The sequence below is a fragment of the Marinilabiliales bacterium genome (assembly GCA_007695015.1).
Classification (GTDB): domain Bacteria; phylum Bacteroidota; class Bacteroidia; order Bacteroidales; family PUMT01; genus PXAP01.
The window spans coordinates 66,935-89,460 of the sequence record REEN01000027.1; the positions used below are offsets into that span (position 1 = coordinate 66,935).

Below are 22,526 nucleotides of genomic sequence, written 5' to 3' on the forward strand. Positions count from 1 at the left end.
TAAAAAAACCGGCTCCTCCGGGAACCGGTCAACAATATCGATGCAGTAAAAGATAGTTCGTGCTGAAATCAGTCCTCTACCTCGATCATCTTGAAAGGTATTCTTATTATAGATTCATAATCTTCACCTGCTTCAAGCATATCTTCATCATCCTCCTCGTAATACCAGTTAACCAAAACCTCATTTTTGGCCTTGTGTATTGCCTCAAGCTTCTTGAATACATCCAGTATGCATTTGGATGAACTGGTGTTGAAATATTCAAGGTGGATATTAACCTGTGTCTTTTCAGCCGGGACTCCAGCATATTGCTCAAGCCAATCCACAAGAGGCTTGTAAAACTCGACCGAGTTTTCCGGTATTGACCTTCCTTTAATTTCTACCAGTCCCTGTTTTGCATCAAATCTTACCGATGGAGTTTTCGGCGTACCTTCAATAATAATGGGTTCCATTCTCTATTCTAATTTAAATATTAGTTTTTACTTTCGGAAATAAAGACGTTGAGATTAAAAAAATCAAACTCATCATTATAATTATGGAAAATATATTCCAGTTTATTTCCTGTTTTCTTGGCAATATCTATCAGTCCGAGTCCCCCTCCACCCTTGGCTGAAAGTTTCTGGTGGTTCAGAACAAACTTGTACATATCCTTCAACTCCTCCTTTGAAAGGGAATTAATCTTATCTATTTTCTCCTTAAGTTGCTTGACCTTAGCGGTGCGGACAAAATTGCCGGTTGAAATCCTGTACATTCCCTTTTCCTTAGCAACAACCAGAACACCAAACCTGGCATCAAATTCATCCCTGATCTTGTCTGGTATATCATCAATATGGTGAAAAAGGTTCTGAAGACTCTCGACAAGTACGTTGTAAATCTTCTTCTTAACTGCAGAAGCAGTGTTTACATCATCCAGCTTTGACTCTATAACCTCAAGCACATTGGTAATCAGCTCAGTGGTAATGCTCCCCTTATATGCGAGAAGCACATCGCCTTCATTCATTTTTTTATAACTTTCCTGTAAATTGAAACTCATAAAAGGCTTATGCTTTGAAAGTCAATAACTGAAAATCCTTTGGCCGAACAAATATAACAAAACTACAGCTTTTATTTCAAAAAATAGAGACATTAAAAATATATAATTATTCTCAATAACCAAGTTATTTTTTCCCCTGCATGCAAAAAATCACTTTTGCTTTTTACTGCCTTCATAAAGTGAATATTTAACGAACCTGCATTCCAGGGGGCCATTGAAGAGGATTATCCTGCGTTCGGGCCTGAGGCCAACATGCTTCAATGCTTCAAGGTTGCTGCTCAATATCCATGCTTCATAACCTGCAAACCTCTTCTTCAGTGTATCTCCGACAACCATGTGAAAGGCCTTTGCATTTTCCTGCATTATCCTTTCTCCGTAAGGGGGATTGGTAATGATAACACCGCCGCCGGCCGGAGGCTCGAGGTCTTCGAATGCCGAGATCCTGAAAATGGTCTTTCTTCCCAGAAACGCATTTTTGGCATTATCCCTGGCTATAGCTAATGATGTAGCAGAATAATCTGAGCCTATGATAACAGGAGGAACATCAGGTTCGGCCCGGTCTTCGTTGTATATTTTTTCAAACAATTCCCTTTCAAAACCGGGCCATTTTTCAAATGCAAATTTCTTCCGATAGACCCCGGGAGGAATATTCCAGGCTATCATTGCCGCCTCTATGGGTATGGTGCCGGAGCCGCACATCGGGTCAATAAAGTTTGATTTACGGTCCCATCCGGAGAGAAGCACAAGTCCGGCCGCCAGGACCTCATTTATCGGGGCAGGACCGGTACCGGTGCGGTAACCCCTTTTATGCAAGGATTCACCCGAAGAGTCGAGCGAAAGGTTGCACCTGTCATCAGAGATATGCAGATTAATTCTTATATCAGGATCATCTGTATCAACATCAGGTCTTTCCCCCGTCCGGTCACGGAACTGATCGACAATGGCGTCTTTTACCCTGAGCGCAATATATTTGGAATGGTTGAACCACCTGGAAGAAAGAGTGCCATCAATTGCAAAGGTACTCCCCCTGGGAATAATGAGAGACCAGTCTGTCCTGCCAGCTTCCCGGTAAAGCTCATCTTCGTTCCTTGCCGTGAATGAGGCGAAAGGTTTAAGCACCCTCAGAGCTGTTCGTGCCAGGAAGTTGGCCCGGTAAAGGGTTTCCAAATTACCCCGGAACATGACCACGCGGGTGCCTTTCCTTACAGATATGCCGCCAAGACCCTTTATTTCATCTGCCAGCACATCTTCGAGGCCCCTGAAAGTCTTGGCAATAATTTCAAAACAGCCATTTCCGGCAGGAGGGAAGACCCCCTCATTGTTACTCATATTTACCACTTATTTTTATTTATATAATCGCTGATAATCTGAACAGCCATCTCAAGCCTCTGCTCATTCTTCCCTGACACAAGTCGCCATGGAGCTCCAATAGCCTCAATTTCTAAGATATACCTCTCAAGAAGATGTTTCCTCATCTCTCCCCCGTTTTCCCTGACTCCGTCAGGCACCCAGGGAATATCGGTATTGCATACCAGGAACAGGTCCGCGCCTGAATTCTTTATTGCATCATCGAGCCAGTCCGGGTATCTATTATAAACCACCATAAACCATACCTTGGTAACCTCAAGGTGGGTGTCATAGAAAAGAATTTGATCAGCCCGGCCTGCATATTCCTTTTCGCGCCTGATCTGCTCTCTGGCTATATGCACGACATCTTCATATGTGTATTGCCTCTGCAGGCTCATAACATATTCGCGTGCATATTCAGGTATCCAGCAGGTATTGAAAAATGAGGCAAGGCCTTCAGCAAGTATTGTCTTTCCGGTGGATTCGGGACCGGTAATAATTATTTTGAGAACCGGTTTCACAAATATCAGTTATCAGCCGACTGGAGTCCGTTACGAATGATCGTCTGGTAAGAACGGCGATTGGTAATTATATCAACAGCCTTAAGAAAAACATTGTCTCTCGAATTGGATATCTCAAAATACTCACTCATAGTCCATAGATCCCTGGCAATGAGAGCCTTGATTTGATTGGAAATAAGTTCATACGACTTTTCAAGATCCTTTTCATTCAGTGCAACACCCTCCTTTTCTCCATATTCTACAAACTTCACCATCAGCGGGCCTGCAGCATCAAAATTCTCTTTGTAACTTCTGAAATCGGGATAATCTGCCCTTAACTGATCCCTGTTACGGTCTACATATTCCAGTATGAATCTGTTGAAGATACCACTGCGAACCAGGTCACGATAATAGGCTGTATTTGATGTAGTGTCAAAAGGAACGAAAACATCCGGCATAATCCCCCCACCACCATAGACCGGTCTTTTGTTCAACTTTGTATAGAATCTGAGTGAATCCGGCAGCATTATACTGTCCCTGGAGAAAAACTCACCATTAATATAACGCCTGTAAGCATCCAGCGAATATTCGTCAACCCCCTGGTCATAAGGCTTTTGTATAAGTCTCCCGGTTGGGGTGTAGTACCTTGCAACCGTAAGCCTGATCATTGATCCGTCGGGAAGGTTTATAGGCCTCTGCACCAACCCCTTGCCAAATGACCTTCTGCCTACCACAACGCCCCGGTCCCAGTCCTGTACCGCGCCTGCAACAATCTCGCTGGCTGATGCCGAACCCTCATTAAGAAGTATAACAAGCCTCCCGTCACGGAAATTGCCGGCCCTTGTTGAGAGGTAATCCATCTTGGAGATGTTGAGCCCCTCGGTATAAACTATCATCCTGTCGCTGTCAAGAAAATGATCAGACAAGGTGATGGATTCCTGCAGATATCCACCCCCGTTCTCACGAAGGTCAAGTATCAGGTCCTTCATGCCCTGCAACTTCAGTTTTTCCAGAGCCTCCTCAAATTCCCTTACGGTAGTGAATGAAAAACGGTTCAGCCTGATGTAGCCGGTTTCGTCGTCAACAAGGTAAGCTGCATCAAGACTGTAAATCGGTATCCTGTCCCGCGTAATAGTAAAATCCAGCAGTTCTCGTTCGTTCCGCCGTTTGATCGTAACCGTAACCTTAGTACCTTTTTCACCCATAAGTTTCTCACGAACCCTTGTGTTGGTTATCCCTGTACCTGCCACAACCTCGGAGTTGATTTTCACAATTCTGTCACCGGCAAGGATCCCGACCCGCTCAGAGGGTCCGCCGGATATTGGCGATATTATGAAAATGGTGTCATTCAGCAGGTTAAACTGCACCCCAATACCTTCAAAATTACCCTGCAGGGGTTCATTCATGGCCTTCACTTCATCTTTGTTCACGTATACGGAATGAGGGTCAAGCTCCTTCAGCATCTCGATTATCGCATGCTCAACAAGCTGGTCCTGATCAACAGAATCAACATAAAAGCTGGCTATCGAACCCAGAGCCTTACTGAATTTGTATATCTGGTCATTGAATAACTGCGACTCTGCTTTTTGCGGCAGAATCGTCAGTAAAATCAAGGGAATTAATAAAATTGAACGTCTCATTATCAAAATGTTTTAAATCTCATGTATAGGAAACATGGCAAATGCCATACCAAATAAACGGCGCTTATGATGATTTTGTTGAACCGGGTTTATCTTTTAACAATTGTTAGTATTAGAGCGGGGGTAATATCCGCCACAACCTTCCGGAACTCAAAAGCAGGAGTACCTTTAACATCAAAGGTAATGATTTTTGCTTTAATATCAAGATATTGCAAGTCACGCAGAACGTTTGGAGGCGACCTTTTCTATTCCCATTCTATGGTGGCGGGGGGTTTTGAGCTTATGTCGTAAACTACCCTGTTCACACCCTTGACACGGTTGATGATCTCACTCGATATTCTGCTCAGAAACTCATATGGCAGATGCACCCAGTCCGCCGTCATCCCGTCCGTAGAGGTAACCGCCCTCAGGGCAACCACATTTTCATAGGTCCTCTCATCGCCCATTACGCCGACCGACCTGACAGGCAGGAGAATCGCAGCAGCCTGCCACACCTGTTCATACAGCCCGTTTTCAGCAAGACCGTTCACATAGATATCATCAACCTCCTGGAGGATGGCAATCCGTTCCGGGGTTACCTCTCCAACCACCCTTATACCAAGTCCCGGGCCGGGAAAAGGATGACGGCCCAAAAGCTTTCTGTCAATCCCAAGAGTGCTTCCCACCCTTCTTACCTCATCTTTGAACAGCAGTTTCAGGGGTTCAATCACCTTCAGGTTCATTATCTCGGGAAGTCCTCCAACATTATGGTGCGACTTTATAGTAGCACTGGGGCCGTTTACCGACACCGATTCGATTATATCGGGATAAATGGTACCCTGGGCCAGCCACCTTACATCAGTCAGCTTACTAGCCTCCTCTTCGAACACCTCTATAAAGCATCTGCCAATAACCTTCCTTTTCTGCTCCGGGTCATTTACACCGGAAAGAGCATCAAGGAATCTTTTTCCGGCATCCACTCCCAGAACATTCAGTCCCATATCCCGGTAAGAAGCGATGACCTTTCCAAACTCATCCTTCCTGAGCAGTCCGTTATCCACAAATATGCAGGTCAGGTTGTCACCCACCGCCCGGTTCAGCAGTACGGCCGTTACGGAAGAATCTACCCCACCCGATAATCCCAGGATCACCTTATCATCGCCAAGCTCTGATCTGAGCATAGCAATTGCCTCATCGACGAATGAAGCCGGTGTCCAGTCCGCCCTGCAACCACAGATATCATCGATAAAATTTTTCAGGATCAACTTACCTTCTGTTGTATGGTATACTTCCGGGTGAAACTGAATACCGTAGGTTTTTTCATCCTCAACCTGGTATGCCGCCACAGGCACGTCGGCAGTACCGCCGATTACCCTGTAGTTACCCGGCAGCTTTAGTATGCTGTCGCCATGCGACATCCACACCTGGGTACCCTCGCTAACACCTGAAAACAAGTCAGAATTCACATCAATTGTATCCAGTCTGGCTCTACCGTATTCCCTGGTGGTCGACGGAGCAACATCTCCCCCGTCATTGAATGCCATGAACTGCGCACCATAGCAGATACCAAGAACCGGCAATTTCCCCCTGATCATATCAAGATCCGGTACCGGTGCACCGATGTCCCTTACCGAGGACGGGCTGCCTGAAAGTATGACGCCCCTGACGGTTCGGTCGGGAACCGGAAATTTGTTGTACGGGTATATCTCGCAATAAACGTGAAGTTCACGGACCTTCCTTGCAATAAGCTGGGTATACTGGGATCCGAAATCAAGAATGAGTATTTTTTCCTGCATATGGTTTTGGTTATGTTAATTGACCGGGGCGGATATCCTGGCCGCTAAGTTACATTTTTTCTGATACACTAAATTGAATTATATTTGTAAAACCAAACCGGATAATCATTTAAACATTTACCTGCGGTCCGTAAAAATAAGAATACACAATATCAGTTACATTTATAACCAGTAAATCAACCTTAAATCCAAAAAAAATGCAAAAAGATAGTTTTCTGATCCTGATTGCGATTGTCTTCGCCCTGTCAAACCTTACAGGATGCGGCCCAAGAACTGAAAAGGCTGCAGATGAGCCCGAAGTGGTTCACAACGTACTTACCGAAGAGGAGATTGCCGAAGGATGGGAGCTGCTGTTTGATGGCAGAACAACCAACGGCTGGAGAGGATTCCAGAAAGATGACCTCACCATTGATGAAGGGTGGTATGCCCACCAGGGAATGCTTGTTGCCCAGGGTATCGGAAGCGACCTTACCGGTGACATAGTAACCGAAAGGCAGTTTGAAAATTTCATCCTGAAAGCCGACTGGAGGATAAGTGAGGGCGGTAATTCGGGAATACTTTACCTTGTGGGAGAGAATGGCTATCCGGCTGTTTATGCAACAGGACCCGAGTACCAGATACTCGATGACCTTGGCTACCCGGTTGAGCTGGATGCTACCTGGTACACTGCTGCGAATTATGACCTTCATGCGCCGGAAGAACCGCCCGTTAAGACGGCCGGTGAATGGAACACTTCAAAAATAGTAGTTGACAACGGACACGTTGAGCACTGGCTTAACGGAAAAAAAGTGGTTGAATACCAGCTTTGGACCGATGAGTGGGAAGAGCTTGTTGCCAACAGTAAATGGGCTGAATTTCCGGGTTACGGAAGATATCGCAGGGGCCATATTGCATTGCAGGACCACGGCGACCAGGTATGGTTCAGGAACATCAAAATCAGGGAACTGGATTAATGCCAAACAGGCATTGGTATCTTTTTGCCTGTTGAACTCAGTTTCCCGGAGCCGGGCGGGAGCTGGTGTTTCCTTTACCTGTACTCCACCTCCATCCTGTATCTCCATTGGTCGAAATAGAGGTTGCCTCCCCTCCATTCAAGCTCCCCCCTCTGGAAATCGAGAGGCTCGCTGCGCACATGGCCCTTTGGAGGATAAAACTGCCGGCCATAGTCGTTGTTGACCGTCATCCTGTAACTGTCCATGCCGGTAATGTAGAACCCTGACACAATGGGATCAGGTGAGGGCTGAAGTTTGAAGGAGACATCAACCGGCACCCAGCCGGCAGGCTCCAGCCACACCTCGGCCCAGTCATGAAGGTTGACATGACCCGGGTGCATCATCCAGCCGCTCTGCCATCTGGCCGGTATGCCTGCATAGCGGCACAGTGAAATGAAAAGAAGAGTCTGCATCCCGCAATCGCCACGACGGTTTTCAAGAACGTATGAAGGTATGTCAGACATCAGCCCGTACTCAATTGCCGAAGTCCATATTATATTGTCGTTGATCCAGTGGTAAAATGCCCTTACCTTTTCATACTGGGTCATCCCTTCTGCAACCAGCGAACCGGCAAGCTCAATGATCTCACTGCTGAACCTTATATGGGGCGGCCTTTCACCGGTATGGGCCGTCACGTATGCAGGAAGTGCACTTCCTGCCTGTTCAGCACCGGCAGGGCCATCACCCGGGTCGCGGCCCCGGAAAAGTGCCGGCGGGAAATACTGGCTCCATGACCTGAACTCTGCCTCCATGCTGAAGACTGCCGGCTCGCCGCTGACAGCAACCTGTTCAAAATAGATGGAGCGCTGGGGAGTGTCAGGTGGTGATAAAATATATTCCTCAGGGGAGGAAGACAGCAGCCGCACCATGTCCTGGCGTGCTATGTCTTCACGGGGCCAGGGCATCCAGCACCTTATTGTCTCGCCGGGCGGCACGGCACCGGCGTCGACAGTAATGGTGTACCGTATAACCATTGTTTCGGGATTAATAGGTATGCCGGGGCCTGCTATGGATGTTTTCCCGAGTATCTGTCCGATCTGCTCCATGCACACTGCGGCCAGAGAACTGTCCCTCTCCCTGTCGATCTGCATTTTCTGCCGCAATTCATCGTTTATCCTGTATAGGTTTCGGTGTGCCCACCTGAAATAACGACGCTCTCCGTCAATCATAATATACTCAAGCTCCCCGGCATCCTCCCATCTCCTGAGGTCGTCCTCACCGGCATCAACAGAATCGGCCCTGAGCCTCTCAAGCACATCATCAGATGTGAGGGGAAAATCGATCATGAAGCGCCTGGCCCTGTCAGCCAGGCTGTCAAGCGAACGCCTTAGCGGACCGTCAGAATCGATTCCTGGATCCTCATCGGCGGCCAGTTCTATAAGCCGGCTGAATTCACCGGACATTAAAAGCTCACGGGCATCGTCCATAATACTCTTCCGTTTTGACAGGTTGCTACAAGTGGCAACCATGGCGGCCATGCATATAACCGCAAAAATACAGATAAAGCCTCTCATAGCTGCAGGTATTGACGCACACTTTTTTTACTTTTACAATATTATTAAATTCTAAGCTAATTAACCTTAACTACCACCATGAGATTATTCATTGCTTTTATTATTCTTTCATCAAACCTGCTCCATTCGCAGGTGAAGACCGGTATAGAGGTGCTGGAAGAAAATGGTTTTGAGCCCCTGCTGAACAAGAGAGTGGGACTCATAACGAACCCCACCGGGGTGGACAGCAGGCTCAGATCAACCGCAGATATACTTTTTAACGCCCCGGAAGTGAACCTGGTGGCACTGTTTGGTCCTGAACACGGCATCAGGGGAGACTTTGCTGCAGGCGAGAAAGTGGAGACCGCAGCCGATGCCGTAACCGGACTGCCTCTATTCAGCCTTTATGGAGCCACCCGAAAGCCAACGGCTACGATGCTCAAAGATATTGATATTCTTGTCTACGACATTCAGGATATAGGTTCAAGGTCGTATACCTACATAAGCACAATGGGACTTGCCATGGAAGCTGCCGCTGAGAGCGGCATCGGGTTTATGGTGCTGGACAGGCCCAACCCCCTTGGCGGAAATAAGTTCGAAGGACCGCTGGTCGAAGATGGCTTCATATCTTTTGTAAGCCAGTTCCCCGTCACCTATGTGCACGGCTTCACCACCGGTGAGCTTGCCCATTTCCTGAACGAAGAGGGGCTGCTTGAAAGCGGCCCTGTGAACCTCACAGTGATCAGGATGGAGGGATGGGATCGCGATATGCTTTTTGAGGATACCGGACTTCCATGGGTGCCCACCTCCCCTCACATACCTCATATCCATTCGGCTTACTATTATCCCGTATCAGGCATTCTCGGCGAACTTTACGTGTACAACATCGGAGTGGGCTATACCCTGCCGTTCCAGCTTGTCGGGGCAAACTGGATCGATGCCGGAAGGCTGGCAAACAGGCTCAACAGTCTGGCTCTGCCCGGTGTTATATTCAGGCCCGTCCATTTCAGGCCCTATTACAGTGTGATGAGCGGAACGATGGTAAGCGGGGTGCAGATCCATCTTACCGACGTGCGTAAGGCTGAGCTTTCGCTCATACAGTTCTGGATAATGCAGGAGATGAAGGATCTTAACCCGGACAAGGATCCTTTTGAGCTTTGCGACCCTGCCCGTCACGACATGTTCGACAAGGTGGTGGGCACCGACAAGGTGAGGACAACGTTTTCGGAACGGTTCAGGGTTCAGGATATTCTGGAGATCTGGACCCGGCAGGAGGCCGCTTTCGCCGAAAAGGCGGCAGAATATTTCCTTTACTGAACCCTGGCCGGGAACTTCAGCCATACGTGAAACGCCCATGACCTGAAGCTCGCAAAATACAATGAAACCCGCATCAGCTTGTCAGTCCCCCGCGCTGTCTTCCTCCTTCTTTTTGACTCCGAACTTCGGATCTATCTTCAGGTAGAAGATCATTATGAACCCGGGGATGGTACATATGACCACCCATATGAAGAAATTTACGTAACCCACGATCTCCTGAATCCATCCTGAGATCATTCCGGGCAGCATCATACCCAGGGCCATGAACCCGGTACAGAAGGCATAATGGGCAGTCTTGTGACTTCCTTCTGAAAAGTGTATCATAAACAGCATGTATGCAGTAAATCCAAAACCGTAACCAAACTGTTCAAATGCAACCCCGCCCGAAATGACCCACATACTCTGTGGCGAATAAACCGACAGCAGCACATACACGATATTGGGAACATTCATGGCGATGGCCATTGGAAAGACCCAGTACTTAAGTCCCTTCCTGGAAGCAACAATACCGCCCAGTATGCCGCCCATCGTTAGTGCTGCAATTCCAATTGTGCCGTATATCAAACCCACATCACCCGTACTTAGACCCAGTCCCCCCACCTCTCTCGGATCAAGCATGAAAGGTGAGGCAAGCTTCACTATCTGGGCCTCTCCAAGCCGGTACAGGAGCATGAATGCAAGGGCCGGACCGATATTCTCCTTCCTGAAAAAAGCGCTGAATGTCTTGATGAAACCTGCAAGCACGCTTATTCCCCTTTCATTCACCGCTGGTTTGTCAGTTGCAGGGAACGGCAGGAAGAAGCGATGGTATACCATAAACACTACGAACAGAACAGCCAGGAAGAAAAAGGTCACCGTCCAGGCAAACGGGATGTTGCCGGAAAGCCCTTCAAAATGTGCCTCGGCAGGCCGGTCAAGTGCCGGGTCAAGCTGGATGGCCATCCATGCTGTCCGGTCCCAGTTAGCAGAAGTGAACACAAGTCTCTCGCCGATGACAAGCCCTATACTGGCGTCCCCCCTCTGCAGTCCGGTATTCAGCACCACCTCTTCACCGGGGCCGGGAGGAGATGACAATGAAACACCCACAAGGGCAATATTACCCTGCATTGCCTGAACTGACAGATCTATATCGTCTGTAACACCGAACCTTTCCCTGAGCCACATCCCGAGAGGCCCGGATACAGAACGGGCAAACCATGATACCGATGGCTCAATTTCAGGTTCAGGTTCCACAAATCCATTGAGTATATTCTGTTCCTCTGCAAAGGCAAGCATTTCCCGGGCCGTTTCACGATCTATACCGGCGGTGGAAAGCTCTATTTCTTCGGTGCCGGCAATGAAGTTCCGCCTCCCTTCAACCTGTTCACCTGTAGTGGGGTACTTATGCACCCCCGCAGGAATATCAGGACCGGCAGTCACCGTGATACTGACCGGTTCAAGTCCGGTCCGCGTCTCGATAAAGCCTGCCAGAATAATCAGAAGTCCCTGACCGGTAATCATGGCAAACCTGTAAAATGTGCTTCTTATACCGACAAAATAGGCCTGCTCATGTTCCTTGAGCCCCAGCATGTAGAACCCGTCGGCAGCAATATCATGAGTGGCCGAGCTGAATGCCAGCAGCCAGAAAAATGCAAGTGTGGCCTGGAAAAAGCCCGGAACGGGTATGGTAAAAGCCACACCCGCAAGTCCGGCACCCACCAGCAGTTGCATAAGCACGATCCACCACCTTTTGGTTTTAAGCAGGTCAACTACAGGGCTCCAGAATGGTTTGATGACCCAGGGCAGGTAAAGCCAGCTTGTATAGAGGGCTATATCGGCATTGGAAATACCCAGACGTTTGTACATTATAACCGATACGGTCATTACGACTACATAGGGAATACCCTGTGCAAAATAAAGTGAGGGCACCCATGCCCATGCTGAACGGTGACTGGCTTTTTTCATTTTTATTCCGTATTAATTTTTCAATATCTTTTTTCGAGCTCAGAGCCGGGAAAATAGTGTGTCAGTATGTCCCGGTACGAATAGCCACCCGAGCCCATCACGGCAGCACCAATCTGGCAGAGGCCCACACCGTGTCCCCAGCCGGCGCCCTTCAATGTAAAGGCCGACGGTACGCCTTCAACCTTCTCTCCCTCTTCAACTACAAAAGCCGAGCTGTAAAGGTGTGATGGAGAAAGGGCCTTCCGTATCTCCAGCTCCTTGCCTATAACAACCGAGCCGCCGGTTCCCCTGATCCTGAGCTTTAACAGCCTGCCCGACACACCCCTCTCAACAGGCTCGAGAGCTATGATGTCGCCAAGTTCCAGGCCCACTTTCCTTTTCAGAAGCTCTTTTATCTCATTCTGTTCCAGGGTAACCGACCATCTGAAAAAGTTGACAGTCTCCTGGTCATAATCATTCAGTACCTGGCTGAGGACATATGTACTCCTGGTATTGCAGAATGCTTCGGGACTACCAAGTATCCACGCCTTTGCAGCTTCCTCGGTCGACAGGACGGTGTCGAACCCTGGCGGATCAACGGGGTTGTCTATGACCTTTGTCAGATAGGGATGCACCACCGGCTCCCACACATTTTCAAATTTCTCGCTTATGCCCCCGCAGCACTTGGAATATCTTGCATCGCATATTTTGCCTTCATAGGCAAGCACCATGCCTGAAGTCGAGTTTACCGCCTCCTCCACAGCGGGCGTTCCTGCCCTGGTTATACCCTGGTAACGCTGGCAGTGGTCGTCGGCACAGACATCAAAATTTTTATGATCCTCCCTGTCATACCACCGGATGATTTCCCCTTCCTTTTCGACAGAGGTTACATACTCACCTGTACCCTTCAGCCTGGCTTCCTTCTCCTTCTGCGCCAGCAGCCAGCTGCGCGATATCACCGCATGCGCCCTCAGCAATTCAGACGATGAGGTGGCGCTCATCTCCGACGAGATGACGCTGATCAGGTATTCTTCGAGGGGCAGGACATTGACGGCCGTTAGCAGTCCGTTCTCCCCGATAACCCGCAATCCTCCCCTGAACCGCTGGTCCTCCTTTCTCTCCCAGTGGAAATTGATCCCGATGGTAACCTCTTTGAGGTCAAAACTGCAATCCTCGCAGTCAACCGGCTCGAGCTCAACGGGAAAAGAAGCAGCTACGGGGCTGCTGCCAATGGAAAAGCTCAGTTTCCCGTCCTCCAGCACGACGCTTCCCGGACCCTCAAACTCGACACCGCTCTCCAGGTGCCGGTACCGTCCGTTCAGATGGAAGACAATTCGTGGTGAAAACATAATTCCTACATTGATCTTTGGTTGCATATCGCTTATTTTTAGTTAATCCCTTTTTCCGGTAGCATTCTGGCAATCAAACGCGGCCAGACCGCAAAGAGCCTGAACAATTATTTACCCCAGCCGTTCAGGCAGTTGTGCCCACGCAGCCTCCCCGAGGCTTACCTGGCTGAAAATATCACTGATCACAGCCTGGTCGATCTTTTCATAATCTTCCTGCCTGGGTGTTATCCATACCCCGCCGAAATCGACAGAGGCCGGACTGAGCAGTATCTGCTTTTCACCCTCCGCTTCGAACTGCCATGGCCTGTGTCTCTCCCGGGGGAACACAACAACCCTCCATATCCCCCCGTAATAACCCGCCAGGATATTCAGCATAGGTTCATTCTCTCCGGGCTGCATATCCTGCAATATATCATATATTTTTGTAAACCAGCGATCAAGCTCTCCGGGTGAATCTCCCTCCATAACGAGGGTCTTCCTGTGACACCCCTCCAGGGCATCTATAACAACCGCACCCTCTTTTTTTATACGCTTCCGCGGAAGCGTACGCGCCTCCTTTTCTACCGGCATGAATCCCCTGATTCCCGCCTGGAAGTGGAAATGGTCGGGCGCGCTGGCACCGCAGCGCGGTCCGTTATAGAAGAGGGTGTAATCCTCAAGTGCCCGGGCAAGCGTGAGCATATCGACGAACCTGCCCCTGATGAGCTGGTCCTTATGACCGGTCAGCGCAATGGTAAGGTGGCGCCTGAATATCGGGAAAGGATTGACAAGCACCATGTAGGAGTCTCCGAACATTATCTTTTTCTGCTCCGGGGGCAGGTTGCCGGCACACAGGAAACACGGCCTTTCGCTGATGCTTTTTTTATCCACCCTGGCTGCAGATGAGCGCATCCTGGCAGGGTTGAACTGCACCCTTACAAGAGAGTTGCCTGGCATCGCAACATCCCTGATCAAAACCCGGTCAAGGTCATCATAGTTCTTTTTCGCCAGCGGCCACTGATTCAGCTGACACCTGAAAAAATCATCCATGCCGGTTATCCTGTCATTCCCGCTCTTCTCCATAAATCGGTTTTCGTTAATTACACCCGTTACGCCGGGAGCAATTATTTATATGTCATTCGCTGTTGTTCGCTGTTGTTACACCGGCGGGTAGTCTTTGCCACCAGGCTCCCGCCGGAGAAATAGTCATGTCATTAGCTGGCGGACTCATTCCTGTTCAGGGCGATCCTTGCGAGCAGCTCAATGGTCCTTATCCTGTCCTTGTAGGTGTTATGGGCATTCAGCTTCTGTACGTCGAGCGATGCATCAGTATTCTCTTCCCACCTCCGGCACAGGTACAACGGGTCATAGATCCTGCCTATCTGGTAATGCCTCGAAATTGCCAGTCCAAGGGCATAATCCTCCCCGTAACTCACATTCGGGAGCCTTATCTCCCTCAGCACCGGGGTGAAGAAAGCCCTGGGAGCCCCAAGCCCGTTAATCCTCAAGGCATTGTTCCTCCCGTTGCCGGGTGTCCACTCCCGGTGGTCAATAAGTCCGGGAGGTATCTCCTCAAGTCCGAAGTTGACCATCCTGTAACTGCCCACTATCATGACACACTGCTGGGCATAGAACTCATCAACGATCCTCTGAACAACATTTTCGTCAATATACAGGTCATCGCTGTCAAGCTGAATCGCGAACCTTCCGCACTGCTCATGGAAGGCCCCTTCGTTCCAGCAGCCTCCTATTCCAAGATCATTCCTTACCGGCACCACATGTATCAAACGGTTGTCAGAAGCTGCAAACTCTTTTAGCAGCTCAGTCGTGCCGTCTGACGAATGGTTGTCCACCACTATCAGGTTGAAAGGGAAGCCGGTTTTCTGGTTAAGGACCGATTTGACAGCGTCGGCAATGGTTTTAACCCTGTTCCTGACAGGTATGATTACCGATGCCTCAACGGGAAAGGAGCCCTTTGCAAGGTCTGCATCCTTGAATTCCGGCTTCAGCCATCCTCCAATGGATTTGAGATGCCCGGTGCATGCCCGCTCCATTTCGATCTGCATCTGCCTGTTGCGCGGATCGACGTAGTCGAACATCTTCTGTCCCGACTTCCGGGTGTCGGTCTCCATCTCGGTATAAAGGTACTCGGGTATCCTGAAAAGGCGCTGCTTCTCTGAAACCCTCAGCCGCAGGTAGTAAATGCCTGCGAACTGGTATTCGTCGGGGATTTTTGCAACAGCCCTTTTGAGTGCCGCGGTGCGGTAGAGCATGACCGACCCGAAGTTGAAATCATCACGAAGGCTGCCCTGCTGGTAATCGATAACCGGGCATGGCCTTACCTCACCCTCCTTCACCTCGAAATAGTCAGAGTACACCATTCCTGCACCCGTGTCATCGGCTACCTGAATCATGCGACGCAGGGCATGCTCTCCCAGCTTAAGCGGAAGGGATTTTGTATATATGAGCACATAGTCGGTATCGGCCAGGGAGGCCATCTTCTTAACAGCTGCCGTTGAAAGCATTGAAAGGATATCAAGCATTTCGGCCGATTCTGGAAGAGAGGACTGCACATCATCGGCTTTTCCGAATATAAACGACCGCTTTGTCACGCCTGATAGTTCAAGTTGCCTTAGTGTTTCAAGCAGGTTGCCGGTATGACCGGCCTGGAGGAAACATGTAATCCGTTGTTCCATGGTCTTAAAGTTTTTTATGTTTGGTTTTGGTTTCACTTGCATTATCAAATTCTCAAAATAAAGTCCGCTACCTTCAAAGATCCCGGGAAACGGGGATGTCCGTCCGGGAATTCGCATTATCAGCCCCCATACCAACCCCGCCCTTAAGGAACCGCATTACAGCATCCATCATATGAAGCTTCTGCTCATCGCAGATGATGGACTCAAAAGGGAAGCCGAATGCCGCCACCCTCCGGTCGCCGTACTTCAGTACTGCCGCACTTGTTTTTGTAGCCGAGTACCTGTAGAGTCGCATACTCTTCTCACCGGCAGGTTCAATTGCATCAGGGGCTTCAACAGTATAGATATCAGGGTCATACCCGGCGTTGAAGCTAATCTCCCCGGGAAATCCATAAGGGGTGCGTCCTGTCAGGTAAACAGCGCCGCTGTTGCATGCATGGTTGGTGCGCCACGTGTAGCCCAGCACATCCCGCGCAAAATTTACAGCCAGTGTATCATTGCTCTCTATCATGTCGGTTCCGATATAGGCGCCTGTAACCATTATCCCCGTGCCATGGTCTGCAAACCTCCTCACCTCATCCATCATGCCGGGAGTGAAGACCCGGAAAGACACCAGTTCAGGATCATTCCACCCTTTAACGCCGCGCTGCTCAGCGAAGATCAGTATGAGCGCCGCATAATCGGCCGGTTCATACAAACCCTGCTCAAAAGCCTCCCTGCCGGCTGAAATGAAGGTATACCCTGCCTCCCTGAGCACCCTGCCGTAGAGCGCCGGGTAATCAAAACTGTTGCCGGGTATTACCCTGCCCTCCATATCGGCATAGCTGGCGCCCCAGCCAGGGGAATCATCATCCAGCCAGTCGCTCGATCTCCTGAAATCATACTGCGCGCCGGTATGGCTGAAATCATACCTGTGTCCTACCCCCGCATCATCCCACTGAGCCAGTCCCCCGAGCTCTCCCTCATCAAATACTGCCGGTCCTGAAACACGCGTAAAGCCGTTCACAACCAGCACGGGCTTCACCTCATCTGCTCCTTCCTGAGCAGACCCTGTCCGCTCCCGTTCACCGGGCAGCATAACCGAAAGTATCTCTCCGGGCAGGCTCTCTCCGCCGCTGTTAACGGCTGTCACCCTGAAACCATAGATCGTTCCGCTCTCCGGAAGGTCAATATCCATGAATGTCTCCGTAGCCCTTCTTCCGTTATCGAACCCGCCATTCTCTCTCCGCGTATGGACAATATAGCCTTCAGCCACGGCGGTGGGCTCAAGCGGGTCCTCCTGTTCCCTCCAGCCGAGCCTGATGGCAGAGCCACCCAAATAGCGTATATACATACCTTCGGGCGGAAGCGGCTGAACCACCGGTTCCCTTCCCTGCTCCCATGCCAGGTACCTGAGCATCCCCTTGTATATTGACCGGCTTACCAGGAACCTGAACCGCGGATCCAGTCCGTACCTCATGTCGGCCAGGTTCTGGTGCGACAGCAGCTCAAGAAGGAGTGCCGGGGCATGAGGCCTCCATGCCTCCGAGTACTGCCTGTCCCATAACCCCCTCCTGGTCCACCTGCTGTCAGCCTGCAGCCTTATATCCTCCACTATAGACGTCTGTACGATATCTGAAAGGTCACGTGAGGCCATCCGGGAGCGTCCGTCATGGAACACCCCGCCTGTACGCTGGCTGCTGTATATTGCCAGCGTTCCTATGACCGAATCGGATGGTGTCACGCCGGCATCGGTATGAAAGGCAAGCACCATGTCAACGGGGATAAGGGGACTCCCGGAATCGGGTTCACCGGTCATGGTAAGCGGCGCACCCATCAGGTAGTTAACCCACTCCCCCCGTGACATGAAGTCGTCGTTGTAGTCGTTGCGGCCCCGGTTAAGGCTGTACACCGATGAGTCCGGCATTCCCGCATACTGGAGCCAGTAACGCGCCCCTTCCATATAGCGGGGCCTGCCGCTCAGCTTCCATTCCTGCTGCAGGGCCGGGTCAGCAGAATCTCTTTTCTCCGCCGGGGTGCCGTCATCGTGCAATGACCATAGCGACTGCACAAATTCACCGGCCGCCCTCCTGGCAACATTGCCCGTCCCGCCCCCGAAACGCACGGCATCAGTTGTAATGTATCCGCCGGCCCCGGGCGGGGCGTAAATGGTCACGCTGCCTGCCTTCTTATCGGTTCCCTCTTTGAACATAAATGTTCCCAGGTATATCCAGGTGCCGTAGCCCATGCCCTGATCCGCCACAAAACGTGTTATTCCTCCTGTATGGTTTACGGCATATATCACATCCTGCACATTTTCCGGTGCCTTCGCCCATGAGACGTAGACAGCATATTCTCCGCAATCCGGTATAGCGGGTATATAGGTTACAGACGCACCGGCACCGCCTTCCGTGCGCAACCTGAGATGCGTCCCTTTCCTGAAAGGGTTGTCCCCTTCAAACAGGGTGTCGGACAGCGCAAAGCCCCCCGGTACCGTATCCCATCCGTTTCTTTCACCGCCGGTTATTACAATTTCAGAAGAGCCGTGTGAACCGTCATTATCAACCACCACCTCGTGATGCATGATATCCCTCTCCCTGGGCAGCAGCACTGTGGCACCGGCATTTTCAAGCATCGGCAACAGGTATGCACGTATATAGGCAAAAGGATACAGGTCCTCTATGGTACCGTAAAGCCGGGCCCTCTGCCACTCCCACCGGTCGCGGGAAGCTTCATAATAATAACCGTGGCTTGGCCAGAGCGCAATGTGCGCCCCCGACAGTCCCCCGCCATAATACTCCCTGTCCTGCCTGCGCACAAGCTGCCGGGGCGGGGCTTCCGTTCCGGCCACCCCTTTGCCGGGCCCGCGAAGATCTCCGGTATATCCGGAACCTGCAGCCCCTGGAGATCGGTCTGCCAAGGCTACAGCCATCCTTGAAGAATCCTGGTCGATGTATGGCTCCCTGTAGTAATTTGGTATGTATTCCTCAAGCCTCCTTCCGGCCGACCAGAGATGTATTTCATAGTTCCTGAACCGGAATCCGAGCCGGTTGAGCAGACCTGCACGCAAGGCCTCAAGCCATGGATAGCGGATGGGAATGTGGGTAACCGGACTGCTCAGCCAGACGAATACATTGTTATCTGCTATATCAACAGCCACACTGTCAACCCCCATCTGCCCCAGGTGATGCCAGCCCGTGAAAAGATCTGAGACATCCTCAAGGCGGTTCATGGCCCTCCCGGAAAGGCGCAGTTCCCGGGGGGACTGTGAGGTTGCCGGGATGGCAGTAACAAGCAACAGGAATACTGTCAGCAGCCACCTTGCAGTTATTCGTACCGGCACACTGCCCGTATAATTGCTTCTGCCATGATGTCCTTCCGGCAGTGATACCGGTCCGGTTAACGGGTGAAAAGCCAGGACTGGGGAAAGCGAGCTCATATACAGGCGTTTATTGATTACCGGTTCAATGTGATAGGTTTCACTGTGCGCTAAAATAACCATTTTTTGATGAGTAAAAAATGTCAAAAGTATGTTGGCGGACAGTTGCCGGTTCCGGCATCCTCCTTTTTATTATATTTGCAGAAAACCGGTGCCGGCTTCCCGGCTTAAAAGTCCCCCCTCAATTCGCCCCCGGAGGCAAAACCGGCAATACCAAAAACAACTGAACATGATTCTGGTAGCAGACAGCGGATCGACAAAAACAACATGGTGCATAACCGTCGAAACAGATACCGAAGAGATGTGTTGCACAACGGCAGGGATCAACCCCTTCCTGCAAAGTCCGGGTGAGATATCACAAACCCTTGAAGCTGAATTCACACTGCAGCGTGGACCCTACAGTGCGATATTCTTTTACGGTGCGGGATGTGCCAATCCGCAAAAGAACGAAGAGGTCAGAAGGCCTCTCGACCAGTTCTTTCAGGCAGACGCCATCCATGTCGACTCGGACCTTATGGCGGCTGCACGCTCACTTTGCGGCAGCCGGCCGGGTATAGCGGCCATAATGGGCACCGGTTCCAATTCATGTTACTATGACGGCAGCAGAATAGCAAGGCACGTATCTCCGCTGGGCTATATACTTGGTGATGAAGGCAGCGGCACGGTACTTGGCAGGAAACTGCTGTCTGATGTACTTAAAAACCAGCTCCCGGAACAGGTGCGCGAGGCTTTCTACAAAAAATACAGGCTCGGGCCGGCAGAGATTCTGGAGAATGTCTACCGGAAGCCTTTCCCGAACAGGTTCATGGCCCGGTTCACCCATTTCCTGGCAGAGCACAAAGAAGACCCGGCAGTGTACCGGCTCATCATCGAAAGTTTTACTGAGTTTTTCAACCGCAACATCAGGCAGTACCCCGAGGCAGAAACCATGGCGGTCAACGTTACGGGCAGCATAGGATGGCACTTCAGGGATATCCTGGCCCGGGCGGCAGGTGAAGCCGGTTTTTCAACCGGCATTATCACGAGGGAGCCGATGGAGGGCCTGCTGGATTACCATAAAGGAAACAAAACCTGATACAGTTATTATGACGCAACGTATGGACGAAAGAGAGGACGAGGATCTCAGAAAAATCATTACCGAACAGCCCTCCAGGTACCAGAACCTGGAAAAGATGTCGGTCCGGGAACTTGTCGAGGGTATCAACCGGGAGGATGGACTGGTGCATAAAGCTGTCAGAAAAGCTCTTCCCCAGATAGAGAGGCTTATCGGCGAGATACTGCCCAGGATGGAACAGGGAGGCAGGGTATTCTATATAGGATCGGGAACCAGCGGCAGGCTGGGAGTGCTTGATGCCTCAGAGCTGCCTCCTACATTCGGGGTGCCCGGCAACATGGTTATAGGGCTTATCTCGGGTGGCGACGTTGCCCTGCGAAAAGCAGTGGAAAAGGCAGAGGATGATCCCGAACAGGCATGGGAAGACATGAAAAGGTTCGAGATAAACCGGCACGACACGGTTATTGGTATTGCCGCTTCGGGTACCACTCCCTATGTGGTTGGTGGACTTCAACGGGCAAGGCATGAAGGACTTCTTACCGGTTGCATAACATGCAATCCCGGTTCTCCCGTAACGGAGGCGGCTGAAATAGCTGTTGAGGCTGTCGTGGGTCCTGAATTCCTTACCGGCAGCACCAGAATGAAAGCAGGTACAGCCCAGAAGATGATACTGAATATGATAACCACCTCACTCATGATCAAGCTTGGTAAGGTTAAAGGGAACAGGATGATCAACATGCAGCTTACAAACAACAAGCTGGTCCGGCGCGGCACAAGGATGATCATGGAAGAGATCAATCTGGATGCCGACCAGGCCAGGGATTTGCTTCTGAAGCACGGAAGCGTTAGGCTGGCAATAGAAGCATGGAACAGGGAAAACGGTTGATTTTTAAGTTAACTGTCACTCTGTTCTTCTCTTCCGCAGTTTATCTGCACTCCTCAGCACCAGCTCACGGGTCTCATCAAAACCAAGACAGGCATCGGTAATGGAAACCCCGTATTTGAGAGTTGACCTGTCAAAGCCGGTAAGATCCTTCCGGAGGGACTGCCGGCCTCCGGCCAGGTTTGTCTCCGTCATTATTCCCGCTATCTTCTCGTTGCCACTGCATATCTGTTCAATTACATCATCAAAGACCAGGTGCTGCTTACGGTAATCCCCTCCAGTGTTTCCGTGACTGCAGTCTATCACCAACCCGTTGGACAGGCCTCTCTCTTTCATAACCTCAAGAGCATGCATAACACTATCCTTCCGGTAATTAGGCCTGGCGCCTCCCCGCAAAACAAGGTGACCCGTATCATTTCCCGTGGTGGCCACGATACTGGCATTACCGTCCTGATCTATCCCTATGAAGCAGGTTTCATTCCTCAGTGCAATAAGTGAGTTTACAGCGGTGTCTATATCACCACGGGTGCTGTTCTTGTAGCCAACCGGCATCGAGAGTCCCGACATCATCTCCCTGTAGAGCTGTGTCTCACTGGTACGCGCCCCCACAGCCGTCCAGGAGGCAAGGTCCGAATAGTACTGAGGGGTGAAGGGGTTCAGAAATTCAGTCGCTGCAGGGAGCCCGCACTCAGAAACGGCATGTATAAGAACCTTCCTGGCAAGTTCGAGACCCTTCTCTATGTCCCAGGAATTATTTATGTGCGGATCATAGACCAGTCCTTTCCAGCCATCCACGGTCCGGGGCTTTTCAAAGTAAAAACGGCCTACAACAAGGAACTGGTCGCTTACCTCCTTTGCCATTTCCGCTATCCTGCAGCCAAGCTCACCTGCCTGGCCGGCATCATGAATCGAACAGGGGCCTGTGATAAGCAGTTTTCTTTTATCCTCTCCCTTTATAATGGCAGTGATCTCCTGCCTTGATCTTTCAACAACCTTTCTACCGGTATCGCCCAATGGCATGGCTCTTACAAATTCAGCCGGTCTGGGCAGCATCCTGTAATACCTGACCCGCTTGTCGGTTATTCCGTTCAGCTTTGGCATATGGCGGTAAAATGTATATTATGAAACGG

Annotated in this window: 16 protein-coding genes and 1 pseudogene; 4 read left to right on the forward strand and 13 right to left on the reverse strand. The window is 50.5% G+C overall.

All coding sequences use genetic code 11. The features are described from left to right. Positions 1-68 precede the first annotated feature (68 nt). The 6 genes from EA408_01800 to EA408_01825 all read right to left on the reverse strand — a co-directional run bounded on the left by EA408_01800 (position 69) and on the right by EA408_01825 (position 6,292). Positions 69-449 carry a DUF1987 domain-containing protein gene (locus EA408_01800; protein ID TVR74803.1) on the reverse strand — a complete coding sequence of 127 codons (381 nt, stop codon included), beginning with the start codon at positions 447-449 and terminating at the stop codon, positions 69-71. Positions 450-469: 20 nt separating this feature from the next. Continuing rightward, complete coding sequence (locus EA408_01805) at positions 470-997, reverse strand: hypothetical protein (GenBank protein ID TVR74804.1); 528 nt, start codon at positions 995-997, stop codon at positions 470-472. Between the two features lie 183 nt (positions 998-1,180). Next, on the reverse strand, positions 1,181-2,359 hold the full coding sequence (locus tag EA408_01810) for a hypothetical protein (GenBank protein ID TVR74805.1): 1,179 nt from the start codon (positions 2,357-2,359) through the stop codon (positions 1,181-1,183). A 2-nt stretch (positions 2,360-2,361) separates the two neighbouring features. Next, positions 2,362-2,907 carry an ATPase gene (locus EA408_01815; protein TVR74806.1) on the reverse strand — a complete coding sequence of 182 codons (546 nt, stop codon included), beginning with the start codon at positions 2,905-2,907 and terminating at the stop codon, positions 2,362-2,364. After that, positions 2,904-4,517, reverse strand: a complete 1,614-nt coding sequence (locus EA408_01820; protein TVR74807.1) for a S41 family peptidase — start codon at positions 4,515-4,517, stop codon at positions 2,904-2,906. Before EA408_01820 ends, EA408_01815 begins: the two co-directional genes overlap by 4 nt. A 245-nt stretch (positions 4,518-4,762) precedes the next feature. Further along, complete coding sequence (locus EA408_01825; protein ID TVR74808.1) at positions 4,763-6,292, reverse strand: glutamine-hydrolyzing GMP synthase; 1,530 nt, start codon at positions 6,290-6,292, stop codon at positions 4,763-4,765. Positions 6,293-6,489: 197 nt separating this feature from the next. Here EA408_01825 and EA408_01830 point away from each other — a divergent pair, with 197 nt between their 5' ends. Next, entirely contained in the window at positions 6,490-7,245 is a 756-nt protein-coding gene (locus EA408_01830) for a DUF1080 domain-containing protein (protein TVR74809.1), read from the forward strand. 74 nt (positions 7,246-7,319) lie between these two features. On the opposite strand, the gene EA408_01835 is transcribed toward EA408_01830, so the two are convergent. Continuing rightward, positions 7,320-8,798 (reverse strand): transglutaminase domain-containing protein, encoded by a 1,479-nt coding sequence (locus tag EA408_01835; protein TVR74810.1) that lies wholly within the window; start codon positions 8,796-8,798, stop codon positions 7,320-7,322. Between the two features lie 78 nt (positions 8,799-8,876). Here EA408_01835 and EA408_01840 point away from each other — a divergent pair, with 78 nt between their 5' ends. Further along, positions 8,877-10,094 (forward strand): DUF1343 domain-containing protein, encoded by a 1,218-nt coding sequence (locus EA408_01840; protein ID TVR74811.1) that lies wholly within the window; start codon positions 8,877-8,879, stop codon positions 10,092-10,094. Between the two features lie 81 nt (positions 10,095-10,175). Here the strand turns inward: EA408_01840 and EA408_01845 are convergent, their stop codons facing one another. The 5 genes and pseudogenes from EA408_01845 to EA408_01865 all read right to left on the reverse strand — a co-directional run bounded on the left by EA408_01845 (position 10,176) and on the right by EA408_01865 (position 19,303). Further along, positions 10,176-12,038: an MFS transporter gene (locus EA408_01845; protein ID TVR74812.1), complete on the reverse strand. Its 1,863-nt coding sequence runs from the start codon at positions 12,036-12,038 to the stop codon at positions 10,176-10,178. 20 nt (positions 12,039-12,058) lie between these two features. Continuing rightward, positions 12,059-13,393, reverse strand: coding sequence for a SpoIID/LytB domain-containing protein (locus tag EA408_01850; protein ID TVR74813.1), 1,335 nt, complete (start codon positions 13,391-13,393; stop codon positions 12,059-12,061). A gap of 84 nt (positions 13,394-13,477) precedes the next feature. Continuing rightward, complete coding sequence (locus EA408_01855) at positions 13,478-14,428, reverse strand: DUF4922 domain-containing protein (protein ID TVR74814.1); 951 nt, start codon at positions 14,426-14,428, stop codon at positions 13,478-13,480. A gap of 131 nt (positions 14,429-14,559) precedes the next feature. Further along, complete coding sequence (locus tag EA408_01860) at positions 14,560-16,041, reverse strand: glycosyltransferase family 2 protein (GenBank protein ID TVR74841.1); 1,482 nt, start codon at positions 16,039-16,041, stop codon at positions 14,560-14,562. 142 nt (positions 16,042-16,183) lie between these two features. Continuing rightward, positions 16,184-19,303 (reverse strand): annotated as a pseudogene (locus EA408_01865) (hypothetical protein). 385 nt (positions 19,304-19,688) lie between these two features. Here EA408_01865 and EA408_01870 point away from each other — a divergent pair. Both EA408_01870 and murQ read left to right on the forward strand, forming a co-directional pair. Beyond that, a complete protein-coding gene (locus tag EA408_01870) occupies positions 19,689-20,534 on the forward strand; it encodes an ATPase (protein TVR74815.1) in 846 nt (281 codons plus the stop codon). A 22-nt stretch (positions 20,535-20,556) separates the two neighbouring features. After that, positions 20,557-21,399: an N-acetylmuramic acid 6-phosphate etherase gene (gene murQ / locus EA408_01875; protein TVR74816.1), complete on the forward strand. Its 843-nt coding sequence runs from the start codon at positions 20,557-20,559 to the stop codon at positions 21,397-21,399. A gap of 15 nt (positions 21,400-21,414) precedes the next feature. On the opposite strand, the gene EA408_01880 is transcribed toward murQ, so the two are convergent. Then, positions 21,415-22,497: a 3-deoxy-7-phosphoheptulonate synthase gene (locus EA408_01880; GenBank protein TVR74817.1), complete on the reverse strand. Its 1,083-nt coding sequence runs from the start codon at positions 22,495-22,497 to the stop codon at positions 21,415-21,417. Positions 22,498-22,526 lie beyond the last annotated feature (29 nt).